This is a genomic window from Enterococcus sp. AMC1251, from assembly GCF_058216535.1.
On record NZ_CM177098.1, the window covers coordinates 2,616,941 to 2,634,142 of the forward strand.

The 17,202-nt window shown below is 33.8% G+C and carries 20 protein-coding genes; 2 read left to right on the top strand and 18 right to left on the bottom strand.

The window, feature by feature from the left end; translation table 11 throughout:
• Positions 1-192: 192 nt before the first annotated feature.
• The 14 genes from comGG to ulaG form a co-directional block, all read right to left on the bottom strand.
• Positions 193-552, bottom strand: coding sequence for a competence type IV pilus minor pilin ComGG (gene comGG / locus AC4BBR_RS12345; RefSeq protein ID WP_490459823.1), 360 nt, complete (start codon positions 550-552; stop codon positions 193-195).
• The gene (gene comGF, locus AC4BBR_RS12350) at positions 545-1,018 is read right to left on the bottom strand and encodes a competence type IV pilus minor pilin ComGF (protein WP_490459824.1); all 474 of its coding nucleotides are present in this window, start codon (positions 1,016-1,018) and stop codon (positions 545-547) included. The genes comGG and comGF overlap by 8 nt, the downstream gene beginning before the upstream one ends.
• The gene (comGE, locus tag AC4BBR_RS12355; protein ID WP_490459825.1) at positions 984-1,307 is read right to left on the bottom strand and encodes a competence type IV pilus minor pilin ComGE; all 324 of its coding nucleotides are present in this window, start codon (positions 1,305-1,307) and stop codon (positions 984-986) included. The genes comGF and comGE overlap by 35 nt, the downstream gene beginning before the upstream one ends.
• On the bottom strand, positions 1,282-1,728 hold the full coding sequence (gene comGD / locus AC4BBR_RS12360; protein ID WP_490459826.1) for a competence type IV pilus minor pilin ComGD: 447 nt from the start codon (positions 1,726-1,728) through the stop codon (positions 1,282-1,284). Before comGD ends, comGE begins: the two co-directional genes overlap by 26 nt.
• Positions 1,728-2,003, bottom strand: a complete 276-nt coding sequence (gene comGC, locus AC4BBR_RS12365) for a competence type IV pilus major pilin ComGC (protein ID WP_490459827.1) — start codon at positions 2,001-2,003, stop codon at positions 1,728-1,730. Before comGC ends, comGD begins: the two co-directional genes overlap by 1 nt.
• Positions 2,000-3,046 carry a competence type IV pilus assembly protein ComGB gene (gene comGB, locus AC4BBR_RS12370; RefSeq protein ID WP_490459828.1) on the bottom strand — a complete coding sequence of 349 codons (1,047 nt, stop codon included), beginning with the start codon at positions 3,044-3,046 and terminating at the stop codon, positions 2,000-2,002. The genes comGC and comGB overlap by 4 nt, the downstream gene beginning before the upstream one ends.
• Positions 3,000-3,962: a competence type IV pilus ATPase ComGA gene (gene comGA / locus AC4BBR_RS12375; RefSeq protein WP_490459829.1), complete on the bottom strand. Its 963-nt coding sequence runs from the start codon at positions 3,960-3,962 to the stop codon at positions 3,000-3,002. Before comGA ends, comGB begins: the two co-directional genes overlap by 47 nt.
• Before the next feature lie 594 nt (positions 3,963-4,556).
• A complete protein-coding gene (locus tag AC4BBR_RS12380; RefSeq protein ID WP_490459830.1) occupies positions 4,557-5,267 on the bottom strand; it encodes an L-ribulose-5-phosphate 4-epimerase in 711 nt (236 codons plus the stop codon).
• On the bottom strand, positions 5,257-6,117 hold the full coding sequence (locus tag AC4BBR_RS12385) for an L-ribulose-5-phosphate 3-epimerase (protein WP_490459831.1): 861 nt from the start codon (positions 6,115-6,117) through the stop codon (positions 5,257-5,259). The genes AC4BBR_RS12380 and AC4BBR_RS12385 overlap by 11 nt, the downstream gene beginning before the upstream one ends.
• A gap of 5 nt (positions 6,118-6,122) precedes the next feature.
• Entirely contained in the window at positions 6,123-6,761 is a 639-nt protein-coding gene (locus tag AC4BBR_RS12390) for a 3-keto-L-gulonate-6-phosphate decarboxylase UlaD (RefSeq protein ID WP_490459832.1), read from the bottom strand.
• Positions 6,762-6,857: 96 nt separating this feature from the next.
• Complete coding sequence (locus AC4BBR_RS12395) at positions 6,858-7,157, bottom strand: PTS sugar transporter subunit IIB (protein WP_490459833.1); 300 nt, start codon at positions 7,155-7,157, stop codon at positions 6,858-6,860.
• A 152-nt stretch (positions 7,158-7,309) separates the two neighbouring features.
• Positions 7,310-8,788, bottom strand: a complete 1,479-nt coding sequence (gene ulaA, locus AC4BBR_RS12400) for a PTS ascorbate transporter subunit IIC (RefSeq protein WP_490459834.1) — start codon at positions 8,786-8,788, stop codon at positions 7,310-7,312.
• A gap of 15 nt (positions 8,789-8,803) precedes the next feature.
• On the bottom strand, positions 8,804-9,262 hold the full coding sequence (locus tag AC4BBR_RS12405) for a PTS sugar transporter subunit IIA (protein WP_490459835.1): 459 nt from the start codon (positions 9,260-9,262) through the stop codon (positions 8,804-8,806).
• Positions 9,263-9,277: 15 nt separating this feature from the next.
• Positions 9,278-10,342 (bottom strand): L-ascorbate 6-phosphate lactonase, encoded by a 1,065-nt coding sequence (gene ulaG, locus AC4BBR_RS12410; protein WP_490459836.1) that lies wholly within the window; start codon positions 10,340-10,342, stop codon positions 9,278-9,280.
• Between the two features lie 197 nt (positions 10,343-10,539).
• Here ulaG and AC4BBR_RS12415 point away from each other — a divergent pair, with 197 nt between their 5' ends.
• Entirely contained in the window at positions 10,540-11,304 is a 765-nt protein-coding gene (locus AC4BBR_RS12415; RefSeq protein WP_490459837.1) for a hypothetical protein, read from the top strand.
• 16 nt (positions 11,305-11,320) lie between these two features.
• Positions 11,321-12,088 (top strand): DeoR/GlpR family DNA-binding transcription regulator, encoded by a 768-nt coding sequence (locus tag AC4BBR_RS12420; protein ID WP_490459838.1) that lies wholly within the window; start codon positions 11,321-11,323, stop codon positions 12,086-12,088.
• A gap of 159 nt (positions 12,089-12,247) precedes the next feature.
• Here AC4BBR_RS12420 and rlmN read toward each other — a convergent pair whose 3' ends face one another.
• The 4 genes from rlmN to AC4BBR_RS12440 all read right to left on the bottom strand — a co-directional run bounded on the left by rlmN (position 12,248) and on the right by AC4BBR_RS12440 (position 17,018).
• Positions 12,248-13,318 carry a dual-specificity RNA methyltransferase RlmN gene (rlmN, locus tag AC4BBR_RS12425; RefSeq protein WP_490459839.1) on the bottom strand — a complete coding sequence of 357 codons (1,071 nt, stop codon included), beginning with the start codon at positions 13,316-13,318 and terminating at the stop codon, positions 12,248-12,250.
• 327 nt (positions 13,319-13,645) lie between these two features.
• Positions 13,646-15,469 (bottom strand): FtsX-like permease family protein, encoded by a 1,824-nt coding sequence (locus AC4BBR_RS12430; protein WP_490459840.1) that lies wholly within the window; start codon positions 15,467-15,469, stop codon positions 13,646-13,648.
• Positions 15,459-16,208 carry an ABC transporter ATP-binding protein gene (locus tag AC4BBR_RS12435; protein ID WP_490459841.1) on the bottom strand — a complete coding sequence of 250 codons (750 nt, stop codon included), beginning with the start codon at positions 16,206-16,208 and terminating at the stop codon, positions 15,459-15,461. Before AC4BBR_RS12435 ends, AC4BBR_RS12430 begins: the two co-directional genes overlap by 11 nt.
• Positions 16,209-16,316: 108 nt before the next feature.
• Positions 16,317-17,018: a GntR family transcriptional regulator gene (locus tag AC4BBR_RS12440; RefSeq protein WP_490459842.1), complete on the bottom strand. Its 702-nt coding sequence runs from the start codon at positions 17,016-17,018 to the stop codon at positions 16,317-16,319.
• Positions 17,019-17,202 lie beyond the last annotated feature (184 nt).

A 17,202-nucleotide genomic window follows, 5' to 3' on the forward strand; every position in this document is an offset into this window, starting at 1 on the left:
AACGAAAAACCAGACAATAATCAATCAATTTCCTAATAATATTTGTAAATCACTGACTTCTCTTATTTTTATGAAAAATAGTAAAATCATTCTAATAGATTTTTTGTAAAAAAAACGAATCTCTGTATTAGTTTTTTTCATTATGAGTTTGATACACATTTCACAGATTTTGATTGTTATAATTTTGATATTTTAATCAATTACGTTATCCTTTTTACGTTGATCTTTTTTAATTTCTTGATATTCTTCTTGAAAAGTATACGTAGCTTGATCTAATTGAACGACAACGCTTAATGTTACTTGATCATATTCATACTGTAAAACTCCCGTCGAAAAATTCTGATGCCCTTTCTTAGCGAGTGATTGTTTTTCTTTCCTGATATCAGAAAGAAACATACTTACCATTGTTTTAGCAATATAGTAATCTTTGGTTTTTTTTGTAAATCGTTGTGTTAGTTGAAAGTCTTCCAAAACAAGAGTAAAAATAAAACTAAATAAAAAAATAAATAGTAATGTCGTTAATAATACTCCTCCTTTAAATCTCTTATTCATGTTCGTTCTCCTGTGTAATGATCCACTTTGCCATAACATTCAAATTATTTTCGAAGACTACTTTTATTGCGATGGATTTACCTTCCTCTATAAAATTTGCTTGTTCGACCCCAATCAAAAGAGGATGGTAACCTCCATTCTCTACTTTTACAATTTTACCTAATTTGTGTTCAATCCAAACAGACTTATTATTTTTTTTATTTTTAAGTATAATTTTATTCTCTTGAGTTTCCTCGTAGCGACAGTTTTTCAACTCATTCTCTAATTGGATCACAAATATATGCCATTCTTTTTCTCGTTCACTTTTCAAATAATTAGTCACAATAGCTGCATTCTTAATCGAAGCTGAAAAGAGCATGCAAATGAACGATAATAGAAACAACGCAAATAAACATTCTATTAAAGTAAAACCTAAAAAACTATTTTGTGTTTTACTCTTTCTTAATTGTAAACGTTTCTTTTCCATCTAGAATCTCCACTTCGATCAACTTGTTTCCGGATGTATAAAAACGTAGTTGATACTTATTATTGTCTAAGTGTATATCTTGATTTAACGCTCCTCCATGATTTTCATAGCGTTTCATTTCTTCATATAAAACCCTATGAAGCACTAATTGATTCGTTGCTTGCTTATTCTTTTTTAGTAGAAATGTATTCAATGAAAAGTAACTTCCAATTATTAAACACAACAAACCCAATGCAATTAAACTTTCGAGTAAAATGTACCCTTTACAATTCTTTGATTTTCTTAACATAACGACCACTCCCCAACTGAAATTGGAATTCGATCAATTGTTTTTTATCTGTCCATGAAAAAGAAAATTTGGATAACTTCCCACTATTTCCAGATCCTTTTTTAAATGTGAGTTTTTCAGGTCCAGCACTTTGTAATGATGAAGGAATCTTCAATATTTCTGCCTCTAAATTTTGACCATTTTTAGGAATCAAGAAATTAATCTGCTGGCTCTGCTCAAAAAATACGATCTGTGTGTCTATTCCATTTACAATAGCCATTTGTTGAGTAAAGAGCATTTTCTTTTCAAATGAAGATAAAAATTGTTCCACTTCTAATACGTGTTTCCATTTATTTATAGCAAGTGTTGGTAGTAGCATAAATATCGTGCAGATAAATAAAACAACTAAAGATTCTATTAAAGTAAAACCTTTTATATTCACTATTTATTCGCCTGGTACTTATCATATTGCTCTTGTGTAATATATTCTTCTTTTAACAGCTGATCTATTGTTGGGATTTGATTTTTTTCCATGGTATAAAGATCGATTTGCGTCTCTACTATTTTAACGATTGCTTCCTTGCCTTTTTTATCTACACCTTCTTTATGCTTTGAAAGATTTGGAACAAACAACAGGATCAAAACAGAAATTATCAACAGTACAACAAGCATTTCTAATAGGGTAAACCCATTATAATTTATTCGTTTCTTTTTCATAAAAATTCCTCCATTCCACCATAAATAGGTAATAGCATTGCTGCATAAATACTAACTACCAATAATGCAACAACTAAAAATATAATTGGTTGAATCCATTGAACCATTTTTTCCATTCGTTTAAAAAAATGCTGCCAGCAAAGTTCACTATATAAAATCAACTCTTTTCCTAACTTGCCTTTGATTTGCCCTTGTTGGATAATCAAAGATAGTTCAAGAGAAAAGAAAGAAAATTTGGGTAATTGTTCATAAAACGTATTACCTAACATTGATTGCTCTTCAATCTTTTCAGCTAACTCACTCATTAACGATTGCTGATCTGTCCCTTGCATCAATTGAATGATCATTTTAATTTCTAATCCTTGAGAAAATAGCTTGCCCCATTCAAGTGCAAAAAATGCTGAATTATATTCCCTATAAAGTTTTCCAATAAATGGTATCTTAGATACAAATGTAGCTCTTTGTAAAAAGTTTTTTTTGCTTAAATACCAACGTATCAAAAGAATGATCATTGTTAGACTAAGCAAAACTGCCAGAATATAATAGGGACTTTGCTGAATAAATTGAATCCCAATATTGTCTGCTTGAATCGTTCCATTTGTCATTAACTGAGGTAGGAGAACTTGACGAATGCTTATCAAAACAACCGTTAAAAAAAGTAAGAGCAATACAGGATAACTAATGACTTTATAAAAATTTTGTTGCTGCTTATCAACAATTTTCATATGTTGCTTAATTTTTTTTAATGTTCCTGCTAAATCTCCATGAGTTTGAGCAAATTCAATTTGAGTAATGATCGTTGTCTTGAAGCCAAGTTGAACCAAACCTCCATGTAGTGAATCTCCACGTTCCATGCCATTAATCATGTAATCGATCGTTAATTCTGAAATCGAATGTGATTTCTTCATAAACATCAAACTTTCCTGAATTGTAAATCCATTACTTAATAAGTCAGCTAGTAATTGAATGAACAATTGTTGTTGTTGCTTCGATAATTTAATGCTCTTTTTCTGCCTCAAATGTTTGATTATCGATAAATCCATACGCCCAAACCTTTCTTAATTCTTTCGACCACTTAGAAGTCGTTTGCTTTGAAAAATTATAATCCATAAGCAACCCACTAATTTCTCTGTCGTTAATAGTCTTAAATGGTAATAATCTTTGGTAAATAATACCCGTTATGCATTCAGCGATTTCTCTTTGTTGAACACCCAGTTCAGCCAGTCGCTCATACACTCCGCTAATACTTCTTGCATGAATCGTTGCAAATACTGAATGTCCTGTAAGTGCCGCTCTGATTGCAGCTTGCGCAGTAAGTCCATCTCGAATTTCTCCGATGATTAAAATGTCTGGTCTATGACGCAAACAAGCCTTAATCAATACGTCATAAGTCAAATCGATTTTAGTATTGGTTTGTAGCTGTAGAAATGATTCTTCTTCAATTTCCACCGGATCTTCTATTGTAATCACTTGTTGAAATTGATCTGTTTCTTTCGCTAACTTATACATCAGTGTAGTCTTCCCAGATCCAACAGGTCCACAAAATAAATGTAATCCACGTCGTTTTACGTGACTTCTAATGTTTGTCAATTGTTGTGGTAAAAAATAATTCTCCTGACTATTTCCAAAAACATGTAAGAACCGAATCACTAAACTTTCTCTTTGTCTAAAATCACCCACTGTTGATAATCGTAACCGTATCTCCCTCTGATTGGTTGCATATGTTGCAGCACCAACTTGAGCTTTTCTTCTTTCCCCAACATCCATACTGCCAATAAATTTAAAATGAAAAATTAATTTTTCTCCTTCACTTTCATTTAATTCTTTAAAAACAACTCGGCGTTTCCCCTTTCTTGCAAATATCTGAACCTTATTCTGATTAGGTAAAATGTAGATATCCTGCAAACATTCTGTCATACCCCATTCAATTAATTTTAGAGAAAGCTCTTTAATGTCCATTTTTTCCCTCCTTGCAATAATATACGCAGTTAAATAGAAATTTAGTGTAAAAAAAACTGAAACAAAACTTTTTTCGTTTTGTTCCAGTTCTTTAGTTTAAAAATATTTATTACTTGAGAATTTCTTATTTTGAACAAAAATAAAGCCATAAATGTTGAAAATCAACACTTACAGCTTTACCAAGAGTTCTGATGCACTATCTTCCCCAAAATAGTTTATCGTTTGATATATCTATTATACTAAAAAAATGACCAGAATAACTTTCAGAAATTGTGAATTTTATTAAAATTTTTGAGAAAAAGTAGCTCTTGCTTAAAAGGGTTAAGCAAGAGCACTGCTTTATCAAGTGATAAAGACTTAGATCAGCTTTATTATACCAAAAAATTTTTGAATATTTTCTCAATTTTTTAGTAAAAAGTGATAAATTTTTGACAATACTTGAGGAGAATTTGATTTTTAACACTTTCTTTTTGATTTATCGGATAAACCAAGGTTACTCCAATAAAAAAACTAACTAGCATTCTTTGTATGAGCAACGTCGTTGAAAAATCAGTATGTTTCTATAGGTCATCAAATAGAGAAAGCAATGTATTTTCAATTTTGCCCATAATAGGCACTCGCACCATGTTTTCTAAAATAATGCTTGTCTAAAAGATATTGAGGAATTGGGAGCACAGCGTCATTTACAACTTCCGTTATAGATGCCATTTCAGCTATCTCATCCAAAACAATACTATTTTCTACAGCTTTTTGAGGTGTTTTCCCCCAAGTAAACGGTCCATGACCATATACTAATACCCCAGGCACGGCTAAGGGGTCAATCTTTTTTTCCTTGAAGGTTTCCACGATTACTTTTCCTGTCTCACGTTCATAGGCTAAAGTAACTTCCTCAGACGATAACTGACGAGTACATGGAATAACACCATAAAATGTATCTGCATGAGTGGTACCGTATGCGGGTATTCCTCTGCCTGCCTGCGCCCACATTACTGCATTCTTTGAATGTGTATGTACTACTGAATTAATTTCTTTAAAAGCTTTGTATAATTCAACATGGGTAGCTAAATCTGAAGACGGCTTCAATTCACCATTTAGCACTTTACCATTTAAATCAGTCACAACCATATCAGAAGCCTTCATTGTTCTATAAGGAACACCGCTAGGCTTGATAACAATCAGACCTGCCTCTCTATTGATTTCACTAACATTCCCCCAAGTAAGCTTTACCAATCCAGCCTCTGGTAAAGCCAAGTTTGCCATAAAAACTTGTTCCTTCATCTCTTGAATCAAGATTTCATTTTCCAATGTAGCCAGCCTCCTTTAAATAAGGAAATAGAAAAGCTTTCGCTTGCTCAATTTCTTTTTCTGGTGTTTTACTATTCTCACTCCACATCTCGATTAAAAATGGTCCTGTGTATTCCAAGCGTTTTAATGTTTTTAGACAACCCAAAAAATCAACACAACCAGTCCCAAATGGAACTTCTTTAAATTTACCAGCAAATTGTTCAGTTACTGCTAAAGTATCTTTCAAATGAATCGCGGAAATCTGATCGATTCCAAGTTCCAATTCATGCCCAACATCGTTTTTCGGCCATGCTGATAAATTGCCAAGATCAGGATAGACTTGTAAGTATGGCGAGCGAATTTGTTCTTTAATTTTTAAAAATTTAGAGATAGAATTCATAAATGAATCGTCCATGATTTCTATTGATAATGCGATTTCCTTTGAGGCAGCCATAGCTACAGCTTTTTTCAAATTTTCAATAAAGTATTCTCTTGATCTTAGAGTTTTTTTTTCATAATAAACATCATAGCCTGCTAATTGAATAGTTCGTACACCTAAATCAGAAGCTAAATTTATAGCTTTTTCCATTAGAACCAAGGCAGTTTCGCGTATCTTTTGGTCTTCAGAACCAAATGGAAAACGTCTATGACCACTTAAACAGATTGATAATATCTTTACATTGGTTTCATGAATTGCTTCTCTCACTTCTTTACGCTGTTCATTTGTCCAGTCTAGTCTTTTGAGGCGCTCATCTGTTTCGTCAATCGACATTTCAATAAAGTCAAACCCCAGCTTCTTTGTAAGTAATAAACGCTCTTTCCAACTAATATTTTTTGGAAGTGCCTTTTCGTAGATTCCTATTGTAGTCATTGATGTCACCCCCAAATACGTTTTATTTCATCTTGAAAATCTTGTGCAGCTTTTTTAGGATTGGCAGAAGCGGTAATCCCTCGGCCTGTAATAAATGTATATACTTCAAGATCTTTGAATAGTTTTAAGGTCTGCACCTCTAATCCACCAGTAACCGACACTTTAAAACCCATCTCGATCAATTTTTTTACCTTTGCTAAATCTTTTTCTCCCCATGTTTCACCTGCCAAAAGAGCATCTCGGCTTTGGTGATAAATCGCTTGAGAAATGCCAGCGTCCAACCATTTTTGAGCTTGCTCATACGTCCAATCTCCATACAGTTCAACTTGCACCTCTTCAATTTCTTTCGCTGCTGCCTTCATTGTTGGAATCGTTGCACAGCAAATAACTGTCATCCAATCTGCTCCAGCATCTCGACAATTTTTTGCTACAGTTCCTCCAGCATCCGCACATTTTGTATCTGCAACTACCCTTTTATCGGGATACAAAGCTCGAATACAACGAACTGCTTGTGCTCCTACTTGTAAACAAAGAATCGTTCCAACTTCTAAAATATCTACAATTTCGCCGACAGCAATCACGTCTTTAATTGCACTAGGTAAATCCGAATGATCTAAAGCTATCTGTAAATTAGGTCTACTCATTTATTTCTCTCCTTATCATTATTCAAGTTGGAACAAAAGTACATAACATTTTAAAAGAGTTACTTCTGTTCCAACCACTTATTTTAACCCTATTAATTAATTGAATTTCGCAGCTAGATCCGTTTCTTGCACACGTTCACTGATTTCTTTAGCAGACATTACATTTTTAACACCCACAACTGTGATCCCCTTTTTCTTAGCGTCTTCAAACATGTTTAGAAAATTCATTGGACAAAAAACAACATCATACTGTCCAGCTGTACTTTTTCCTTCTGAAATTGCACAATGGTGAATGTTTGTAATAGTAAATCCCAATTCATTCAGAGCTTTTTCCACACTTTTTTTCATCATTAAACTTGTCCCTGATCCATTTGCACACGATACTAATACTCTCATTTTAATTTCCTCCTCGTATAATTTAAAAGCATAGTAGACTCGTAGAAAAACAGAAAAATGTATTTGTGACATTTTTCATCATAGGCATATTCATCGTTTCTCTTAAATCTTCTACCCTTACTTAGTAACTTGCCCACGTAACACTATAATAACTAAGCGCTTTTTGCCGCCATTTTTTTTACGTATTCATCATAATTTTCAGTAATCAAGAAATATCCTTCTGGATTTGCTCGATATTGTAATTGTGGAATTGCCAACAATAAAATCACTACTAGGGCAACGCCAAAATAACCTAAATATTTCATTAGTATAGTCATCACTGGCCAAACTGTTGCCCAATCAAACATGCCAATGTACCCACCATATTGCGATAACCCAATAAACGCAGCTATCAAAGCAGAACCTAGTACTTGAATCACTCCAGAAATAAATGGGAAAATACAAGCTGCTTTTAATCCGCCACGATTATTTGCATAAACTGCAATCACAGCATTATCAAAGAATAACGGAATAAATCCTGCAATAACGATCACAGGTGATTTAAATAAAATCAATAACCCAATCGTTATAAATTGCCCCAAAGCACCCAACAGGAATCCAATCGTCACGGCATTTGGTGAACCAAATCCAAAAGTCGCAGCAACATCAATTCCAGGAACTGCACCTGGTAATAGTGTATTAGATATTCCTTGGAACGACTCAGTCAGCTCCGAAACGAAAGTTCGAACACCTAATTGTAAAATAGCTAGATACACGGCAAAATACAATGCAGTTTGTAAAATATAGAAAAAGAAACTTTGTCCCTCCACCATAAACTCTGCCTCAATCAAATACGCAGGCCCTAATACAACTAAAATAATTCCAAAGAAAAAGAGCATTAAAATTGAAGTAGCAACCATATTCTCATTGAAAATAGATAAAAAGCCAGGTAATTGCACATCTTCTAACTTCCGATTATTTTTATTTTTTTTCATTTTTTCAGCTAATCGAGCGAAGATATAAACACCAAACATTTGTTGGTGAGCAATTGCAAATCCTGCTCCTTCAGTCAAGTCTTGTGTAATATCAACTGTTAAGTTCGACCCGACCGCCCAATAGCAACCTAAAATAAGTCCCATGATCAATAATATTTGAATTTGTCCTAAATTAGGAAAGCAAAACAGCAAAATCCAAAAGGCTGTTGCCGCTTGCTGAATTTGAACGTTCCCAGTTGTAAACACTGCTCGTAATTTTGTATATTTTTTGAAACGAACCAATAAAATATTCATGACAAACGCAATCAATAATAAAATCATCGTATCACTAAATGTTCGCCCAAAAGTTTCTTCGATTCCTGCTGTTACAGCATTTTGACCAAAATATGGATCAATGACCATCGCATCTAAATTAAACCGTTCTTTTAAACCGACTAAGATTGGCCGGAAATTATTAACTAAACCGCCTGAACCAACAGTTAAGATCAAGTAGCCGACTGTTGCTTTTAAAAAACCAGCAATACTTTCATATAATGGCTTTCTAAGTAGAACATAGCCCAATAGAACAATAAATCCAATTAAAAATGCTGGCTGGGTCAAAATATTCGCTGCAAAATAATCCCAAATCCTCATTAGAAAATCTAATACTTGTGTCATTTATTCCCCTTCTTTCTATAGATCAAAAGTTGCCATCACATTTTGATAATCCTTTATCGTCTCTATTGTCATCAATGAATCAATCAACCCGTCGGTCATTAACATTTCTGATAATTTTGAAATATTTTCTACGTGTTCTTCACTATTTTTAGCTGCTAATGTGAAAAATAAACGTGCATTTTTTTCAGGATTACCTTCTTCAAAAATGACATCTTGATTCATTTTTGTAAATGAAATAGCTGTTCCTAAAACGCCTTGACTATCTTCAGATGAATGAGGCATAGCAACACCTGGAACAATCACGATATACGGTCCATATTTTTGAACACACTCTATGATTTCATCAATATACGGTTGCGTAATGACGCCTTTTTCTAACAATGTCTGGCAGCTAAGAATCACAGCATCTTCCCAATTATCAGGTGTTTTTTCACAAAATCGAATCAACTCATTATCATAAAAATATTTTAGCATCTGCTTTCTCCCTTCTTATAGAAATGATGGAAACGGCGTGTCATTGTCTGTTGCAAAGACATCGTCAAACCCACGATAGAAGTTAAATTCAAGTTTGTCTTTATCATTGGGATACGTAAATTTTCCACCGACTTGCCAAATAAATGGTTTGAATTGATAATCCAAACGATCTTTTTTAAATTTCCAAATTTCTGTGATTTCTTTTGGATCAGCCATAAAATTTGCCCAAATATCGTAATGAACAGGAATAACAACCTTAGCATTTAACGATTCAGCCATGCGCAACATATCAACTGACGTTACTTTGTCGGTTATTCCCCGAGGATTTTCTCCGTAAGCCCCTAAACAAACATCGATTTTATGTTCATTACCATGTTTGGCGAACATATTTGAATAATGAGAATCACCCGCATGATAAATATTCCCACCGCTCGTTTCGAACAAATAATTAACAGCGATTTCATCCATATCTTGAGGAACTTTCCCTTTTAATGTCACTTCTGGGTCTTCGCAAGTTACTAATGCTGTTCTGTCGAAAGCTTCTAATGCTACGATATCTACATCCTTGATTGAAACACGATCACCAGGTTTTACAATCGTTGTTTTCTCTTCTGGAACTCCCCACTTTAACCAAGTCTCAACAACTTCTTTTGGACCAATAAAACGTGCATTTGGACAATTTTGATGAACTGCCGCAGCTGTATTAATATCCAGATGATCCGAATGAATATGGGTAACGACCAACGCATCAACGGCTTTAACTGCAAATGGATCGATGACAAACGGCTGCGTTCTGAGATTAGGCTGCATATTTTCGCATCCACTCATCCGCATCATTTGATGTCCTTTTTTCATTTTTCCATTACCGTGCGATCTTTTCCCTGTTCCACACCACAAGTCACACAAAATATTAGTCCCTTCATGTGACTTCAACCAAATTCCGGTGCAACCTAACCACCATATGGAGACCGTTCCCGCTTTGACTTCTTCTTGTTCGATTTCTTCATTTAAATACGTTCCCCATTCAGGAAAAGTACTTAAAATCCAGCTTTCTTTTGTTACATCATGAATTGTTGCCATATGATCCCTCCGTAATGTCTCAATCTCGTTTACACTTTTCATTCTACAATATTTTTAACCGTTTTCAATCTATTTATAAGATCGTTTACCTTATTTTAAGAACGTTTTCAACGAAGAAGAATCTATATCAAACCATAACATCTTTTTTTATGTTCATATCGCTTTTTTTATGATATAGTTTCGATGAGGTGAGAAATATGAAAAATTGGGTTTTAAAAAGTCTTTACTTTGGGAAAAAAGTCTTTTTATGGATTGTTTATTTGTTGTTTGCTCTATACGTCTATTATCTGGTCACTCGTTCTCAAGAAATCGGAGCAAAGCTTATTTTTGGCTGCTTAGGAGGTGTTATGCTTAGTGTTGTTATCCTTTTTGAGTATTTAAAAAATATCTATGAAAAAATGATTTATGCGTTAACCGTTGATTGTGATTTAAAAAAAGCGGCTGCTTTAAAAGAAATTCTTAAGAAAAAAGATTTGTTTAATGGCTTCAAACAGTCTATTATTATTTTTGACAGCTTACTTTTTTTAGACGAAGGAAATTATCAAGTTTGTTTGGAACACTTACATAAGAATCAGCATTTCTTTCACTCCACATTAGATTACCTCTTCATTTATTATCATACGCAAATGTATTGCTTTTCTTTTTTAAACGATGAAGAAAGTTTAAATCGTTGTCTAGAAAGTTTGTTTAAACTGAAAAATGTCAAAAAGAAGCAGATCAGTGGATTGTTTTCATGGAACGAAATTGCAGGAATGAGATATTTCCATCAAAATAGAAATAAAAAATGTTTAAGCGAACTAGATTTGATCGACAAAAATCGGCTAAATAACCGAGAATTGACTTATCTGTTATACCTAAAAGGACACTGTTTACTTAAACTAAATGAATTATCGGAAGGTCATCGTTCATTAAAAGAAGCAAAAGCACTTGGAAATACACTTGCAGTTGCTCAAATGATTTAGACAAGGAGGAATTTAAATGAAAAGTTCTCACCAAACGATCAAAAGTCGTCGAGATAAACTACTTGAATTACTGAATAAAGAAACAACTTTGTTAGTGAAAGAAATTAGCCGTGAACTCGCTGTTTCAGAAATAACCGTCCGTCGTGATCTAACTGCTCTAGAAAAGATGGGGTTAGTTCAACGAGCCCATGGAAAAGCTCAAATCGTTCCAAAAACGGGCACGGAAGATTACAATGAAGAGATCGAAATCTTAAAAAATGCCATTGCTAAGAAAGCAGCAGAATTTGTTAAAGAGGGAAATACTTTATTTATCAACACAGGTTCAACCGCACTCTCCTCTTTAAAAAATCTGGAGAATAAACGCGTAACCATTGTCACAAATAATGTCAAAGTCGCCAACCTAGATCACAATCCAAAATCAACTGTTATTTTATCTGGTGGTGAAATTCGTTTTCCTAAAGAAGCTTTAGTTGGTGACATTGCAATTGATTCTTTTTCAAAAATGTCTTCTGATATTTCAATTATCGGCTGCTCCGGGCTCAGTATTGAAAATGGTATTACCACCCCGGTCTTACATGAATCGAAAATAAATTCGCTAATCATTGAACGAACAAATGGCTTAGTGATTGTCGTCGCGGATTATCGTAAAATTGGGTTTTCTTCTAATTTTACTAGTGGAAATATTAAAGATATCAATTATTTGATCACAGATACATTTGCTTCTCCAGAAGTGATTCGAGAAATCGAAAAACAAGGCGTACAAGTGATCCAAGTTGAAATCTAACGTACAAAAATTATTGAATTAAGTTCAATTAACAAAGCTATAAACCCTCTCTTTATACTACTACTCGACTAACCCCACCAGTGAAGAATAGAAAGAGTGAGAAACAAACATCCGTGAAGGCTATCGCCCTCATGATGTTTGTCTCTCACTCTTTTTTAGCTATACGCTTTTCTTTTCTTTTTTGATTTGCTTACTTCTTAATTGTCCACATGCTGCATCAATATCGGTACCATATTCTTTTCTAATTACACAGTTCACACCGTTCTTCTTCAAGATATCGTAGAATTTTAACACATCCGCTTTTTCACTACGACTATATTGATCATGTTCACTAACTGGATTATAAGGAATCAAGTTGACAAACGTTAGCTTCTTCTTATCCTTCAGCAAATCAGCCAATTGCTGAGCATGTTCTGGTCGATCATTCACATTACTCAACATAATATATTCAAATGTAATTCGACGATTCGTTTTTTCTAAATACTCATCAACAGCACCCATCAACTTCTCAATTGGGAAACTGCGGTTAATACGCATGATCGATGTCCGAACATCGTTATTCGGAGCATGCAGAGAAATCGCTAAGTTGACTTGTAAACCATTATTCGCAAATTCTTTGATCTTTGGCACTAATCCACTTGTCGAAACAGTAATATGACGAGCACCGATTGCCAAGCCTTTTGGATCATTGATCGTATGTAGGAAATTCATTAGATTTTCGTAGTTATCAAATGGCTCACCGATTCCCATTACAACAATATGGCTTACACGTTCATCTTGTCCACGTTCATCAAAATAATGTTGAACCAACATTATTTGTGCGACAATTTCTCCTGCAGTTAAATCGCGTTGCTTTTTAAGTAAACCACTTGCACAGAAGGTACAACCAATATTACATCCTACTTGTGTTGTTACACAAACAGACATACCGTATTCTTGACGCATTAAAACCGTCTCAATCATGTTTTTATCCGGCAACTCAAAAAGGTATTTCACAGTACCATCTTTCGCTTCTTGGATAATTACTTGACGCAATGGATTGATAATAAAATTTTCTTCTAATAATTCAATGACATCTTTTGATAAATTTGTCATTTCGCTAAATGCCATGACACGTTTAATATAAAGCCATTCCCATACCTGAGTAGCCCGAAATTTTCTCTCGTCATGTTCGATAAACCATGCGATTAGATCTTCTTTTGTTAAACCATAAATGGACGCTTTTTCCACTAGTTTTCTTCCTCATTTCTTCTAAACATTCGCTTCATACTATAACTTATTGTATCAGATTTGTCTATATGTTAAAGGTCATTCTGATTTACTTTTTGGCTAGATTTAAGATAATTTTTGCTTTTGTTCATGCAACTATTTTATGCGCAGTAGTAACAATATCCTTTCAAAAAAAAACATATTGAAAGCTGTAAAATTCTCACAGCAATCAATACATCTTCGCAAAACACGGCGTTGAATTTTCTGGTCGGATCAATGATCAAAGACTCATAAAACCTTACTTAGTCAAAGAAGAGTCCATATGATTTTTGTATCCGCCTTTCTTTTTTATGATTGAACTAAACGATATACTTTCTTAAAATAGAACGCTCGTGCAATAAGATAGTAAACAATTTGAATTAGGACAAATACGCCTAATACTTGCCATCCTGCCAGCTGCATTCCTTGGTTAAACATATGATACATTGCGGTCAATGCTACCGCACCATGGATTACTGAAACAAAGATCGGTGTAAAAAACAGTATGCCTACTTGTTGATAAATCATTTTCTTCAATTCTTTTTTCGTTAAGCCCAATTTATAAATCATTTTAAATTTCTCAACATCGACATCCATATCACTGTACAACCTGAAATATAAAAAACTCCCGGCTGAAACGAAAAAGACGATTCCTATAAAAATTCCGACAAATAAAATAGGAGCGTACATATCAGTAATGGATTGTTTTAAATAGCTTTTAGCCATAAATGGCGCATTCTTTTCTTGGAATTTACCGATCGAAACTAGTTGTTCATAACTAGCATTTCGTGGTTGCCAAACGGTTGTCGTTGTACTTCCTAGGTTTTCCAGGTTAGTACTATCAGGTACGACTACCGTTGTTCCATACGCAGGAACTACATTTGTTTTTTTTGTTTTAGAGACAGGCAACATAGTACCATCTGGTAATTTCACGTCACTTACCGTTCCTTCTTTTACACCTAATGCATTCGCTGGTAACACTTGAACTGCCTTGCCTTGTAGTTGAATCGGTGGTTTTTTAACTAATTCTGCAAGATGATTATATTCAGATTCCTTAATAAAATCAATATGATCTGTATCTGTATACGTCGTTAGTTCTCCTTCATCCACTTGAATACCTTTGTCAGCCAACAATTGAGTGAAGTTTTGTTTTATAGATGCGGTTTCTTCTGTTGTTCCTGTAATTTCAAACTCATATGGATTTTGATTCATTCCTTCTAAAATCATATTTTGAAAGCCATATAACGTACCGATCGCAGCAAATGCTACTGTTGAAATAATCGATACTAAGAAAAACGAGCGCGCATTATCTTTCATGCGAAAGGCTAGATCAGAGAAGACCACCATATTTGTTTTTTTCCAAAAAATAGTTTCTTTCTTTTTCAATCGCTCAATCACCGAGACACTTAATTGATTAAATAGAAAACGCGTACCCACAACAACTAAAAAAATCACAGGAATCATAACTATTGGTACGAGCATTCCTTTGACTAACAATGCAATTGCGTACCCTACACCAATCAATAAAATCGCTAAAATAGTTTTAATATGTGAACTTTTGATTGTTCCTTTTCCAAGATCTCCTGCTTTCAATAATTCTTGTAAACTTAATTTTGGCAAACGAAATTGAATGAAAAATGAGATAGCAAAAAATAGAATAGCAAATGAAACAATCGTTAGCATAATCGCTTGTGCTGGAAAGTAAAAGCCAAAGTTAACATGCATCAATTTATTACTTAACCATAAAATCACTTGTGAAAAACCGATCCCTGCAATACTGCCAATAATTGTCGCAAAAGAGCCAATAACTAAATTTTCAATAAAAACCATTTTCCTCAGCTGTTTAGGACTCATCCCCTGAATCATTAACAGACCAAATTCTTTTTTTCTTGACTGAATAAATACATCCATCGAATACAAGACAAAGAAAAAAGAAAAACTATAAATAATAATTGCAGCTGCTAGCATCCCCATCTGAGCTTTGTCGTTTAAATCATCAGCTAATGCAGGATGAAATGCAAAGACTGTAAAAGTGAAGAATACCATTACTGAAAATAATGTACTTAGAAAATAAGCCATATAAAGATGCTTATTTCGTAGCGTATTCCGAATAACAAATTGACTAAAACTCATTATCGACACCTTCAATCTCAGACAGCTTTACCATGATTTCGTCGTAAAATACCTTTTGATTTCCATTATGATGAATTTCATCAATCAACTCACCATCTTTGATAAACACGATTCGTTTGCAATAGCTTGCTGCTAAAGGATCGTGGGTAACCATTAAAATCGTTGCTTTTTCTTCTTCATTTAATTGTTGCAATAACTGCATTACATCTTTTGAAGATTTTGTATCTAAGTTTCCTGTTGGTTCGTCTGCAAGTAATAATTGAGGTTGATGGATCATTGCGCGAGCTATTGCAACACGTTGGGCTTGTCCACCAGAAATTTCTGCAATTCGTTTCTTCAATAAATTAGCGATTCCTAAGCGTTCTGCTAAAAGATCTAGCTGCTTTTTCATAACAGAAATTTTTTCTCCATCTAGAGTTAGTGGCAAGACAATATTTTCTTCTACGGTCAATGTCGGCATTAAGTTAAAGCTTTGAAATACGAACCCTAATTCCCTGCGTCTAAATTTAGCAATTTCTTCTTGATTCAGTTGATTTGGATCTTTTCCATTCATCAATATATGTCCTGACGTTGGCTGATCGATCGTTGCTAACAGATTCAAAAAGGTACTTTTCCCACTTCCAGAAGGTCCCATGATCCCGATGAATTCGCTGTCGTCCACGGTTAAATTCAATCCTTTTAAAGCTTCATATTTAATTTCTTGTCCATAAATTTTAGATAAATTTTCTACTTGTAACATCATTATCGCTCCTTTTCTCTACACCGCTAGTCTATTCTAATTCTAACGAACACACCATAGAAAAAAATAACAGATTGCTTACACTTTTGTAAGTAACCTGTTATTTCTTTAAGCTTCGTATTCAATCACATAAGGATATAGAGCCGTATTATAGATCGCTTCGGAAAACTCAACAATTTCCCCTGATAATCCAATTGATTTTCTAATTCGTTTTAATCCACTTTCTTCAGATGTAGCTAAGATTTCTTGTTGTTCTACAGTCAATTTAACCGTTTGAAAACTATCTTCAAATTTTATGATCTCAATACCATGTTGATCCATCAAACGATATAGAGACTCTTTTTCAAACACTTCCAATGGAACATCACTTAAACTACTTGGTAGAAAATAGTTGAAATAGATATAAGGTTGATCCTCTAATGTATATAAACGAGACAGTTTTACGACTTTTTCACCTAAGAATTGATACATAGGCGAATCAGAAGTGAATGTCACTTTCTCTAAACTCAAGATTTTTTTTGCTACTTTTTGTCCGGAATCATTTAAATACTCTGTAAATGTACCTGCTTTAGAGAGTTTGTTGTATGGACGGTTACTTAAGACAGTTGTTCCCTTGCCACTTTTTTTCTCTACTAATTCTTCGGATGATAATAATTCGATTGCCCGACGTACGGTAATTTTACTGACATCAAATAATTGTTCAAGTTCTGCTTCTGTTGGCAATAATGAACCGACAGGATATGTACCCTTCATGATATCTGATTTGATTTGTTCTGCTACATCTAGATATAATACGCTTTTTCTTCTCATATGATCCATCCTTTCCTTATACTCATTAATTAGTCTATCGTTTCAATTTATCAGTCATTTGTTTAGATTACTCTAATTCTAATCGTATTTGAGATTTAATTCAACGTTTCATTTATTGATACGATGTCATTTAGCATATCATGCTAAAATTATCTCGTTGGGGAAACTATTTACAGAAACAGTG

Bases quoted from the DNA above. Each gene is read 5' to 3' on its own strand.
- AC4BBR_RS12390 (WP_490459832.1), bottom strand. From the start codon at position 6,761: ATGAGTAGACCTAATTTACAGATAGCTTTAGATCATTCGGATTTACCT.
- AC4BBR_RS12415 (WP_490459837.1), top strand. From the start codon at position 10,540: ATGAAAAATTGGGTTTTAAAAAGTCTTTACTTTGGGAAAAAAGTCTTT.
- AC4BBR_RS12440 (WP_490459842.1), bottom strand. From the start codon at position 17,018: ATGAGAAGAAAAAGCGTATTATATCTAGATGTAGCAGAACAAATCAAA.
- AC4BBR_RS12385 (WP_490459831.1), bottom strand. From the start codon at position 6,117: ATGACTACAATAGGAATCTACGAAAAGGCACTTCCAAAAAATATTAGT.
- ulaA (WP_490459834.1), bottom strand. From the start codon at position 8,788: ATGACACAAGTATTAGATTTTCTAATGAGGATTTGGGATTATTTTGCA.
- AC4BBR_RS12405 (WP_490459835.1), bottom strand. From the start codon at position 9,262: ATGCTAAAATATTTTTATGATAATGAGTTGATTCGATTTTGTGAAAAA.
- AC4BBR_RS12395 (WP_490459833.1), bottom strand. From the start codon at position 7,157: ATGAGAGTATTAGTATCGTGTGCAAATGGATCAGGGACAAGTTTAATG.
- AC4BBR_RS12420 (WP_490459838.1), top strand. From the start codon at position 11,321: ATGAAAAGTTCTCACCAAACGATCAAAAGTCGTCGAGATAAACTACTT.
- comGE (WP_490459825.1), bottom strand. From the start codon at position 1,307: ATGTTAAGAAAATCAAAGAATTGTAAAGGGTACATTTTACTCGAAAGT.
- comGF (WP_490459824.1), bottom strand. From the start codon at position 1,018: ATGGAAAAGAAACGTTTACAATTAAGAAAGAGTAAAACACAAAATAGT.
- comGA (WP_490459829.1), bottom strand. From the start codon at position 3,962: ATGGACATTAAAGAGCTTTCTCTAAAATTAATTGAATGGGGTATGACA.
- AC4BBR_RS12435 (WP_490459841.1), bottom strand. From the start codon at position 16,208: ATGTTACAAGTAGAAAATTTATCTAAAATTTATGGACAAGAAATTAAA.
- comGB (WP_490459828.1), bottom strand. From the start codon at position 3,046: ATGGATTTATCGATAATCAAACATTTGAGGCAGAAAAAGAGCATTAAA.
- AC4BBR_RS12430 (WP_490459840.1), bottom strand. From the start codon at position 15,469: ATGAGTTTTAGTCAATTTGTTATTCGGAATACGCTACGAAATAAGCAT.
- comGC (WP_490459827.1), bottom strand. From the start codon at position 2,003: ATGAAAAAGAAACGAATAAATTATAATGGGTTTACCCTATTAGAAATG.
- ulaG (WP_490459836.1), bottom strand. From the start codon at position 10,342: ATGGCAACAATTCATGATGTAACAAAAGAAAGCTGGATTTTAAGTACT.
- comGG (WP_490459823.1), bottom strand. From the start codon at position 552: ATGAATAAGAGATTTAAAGGAGGAGTATTATTAACGACATTACTATTT.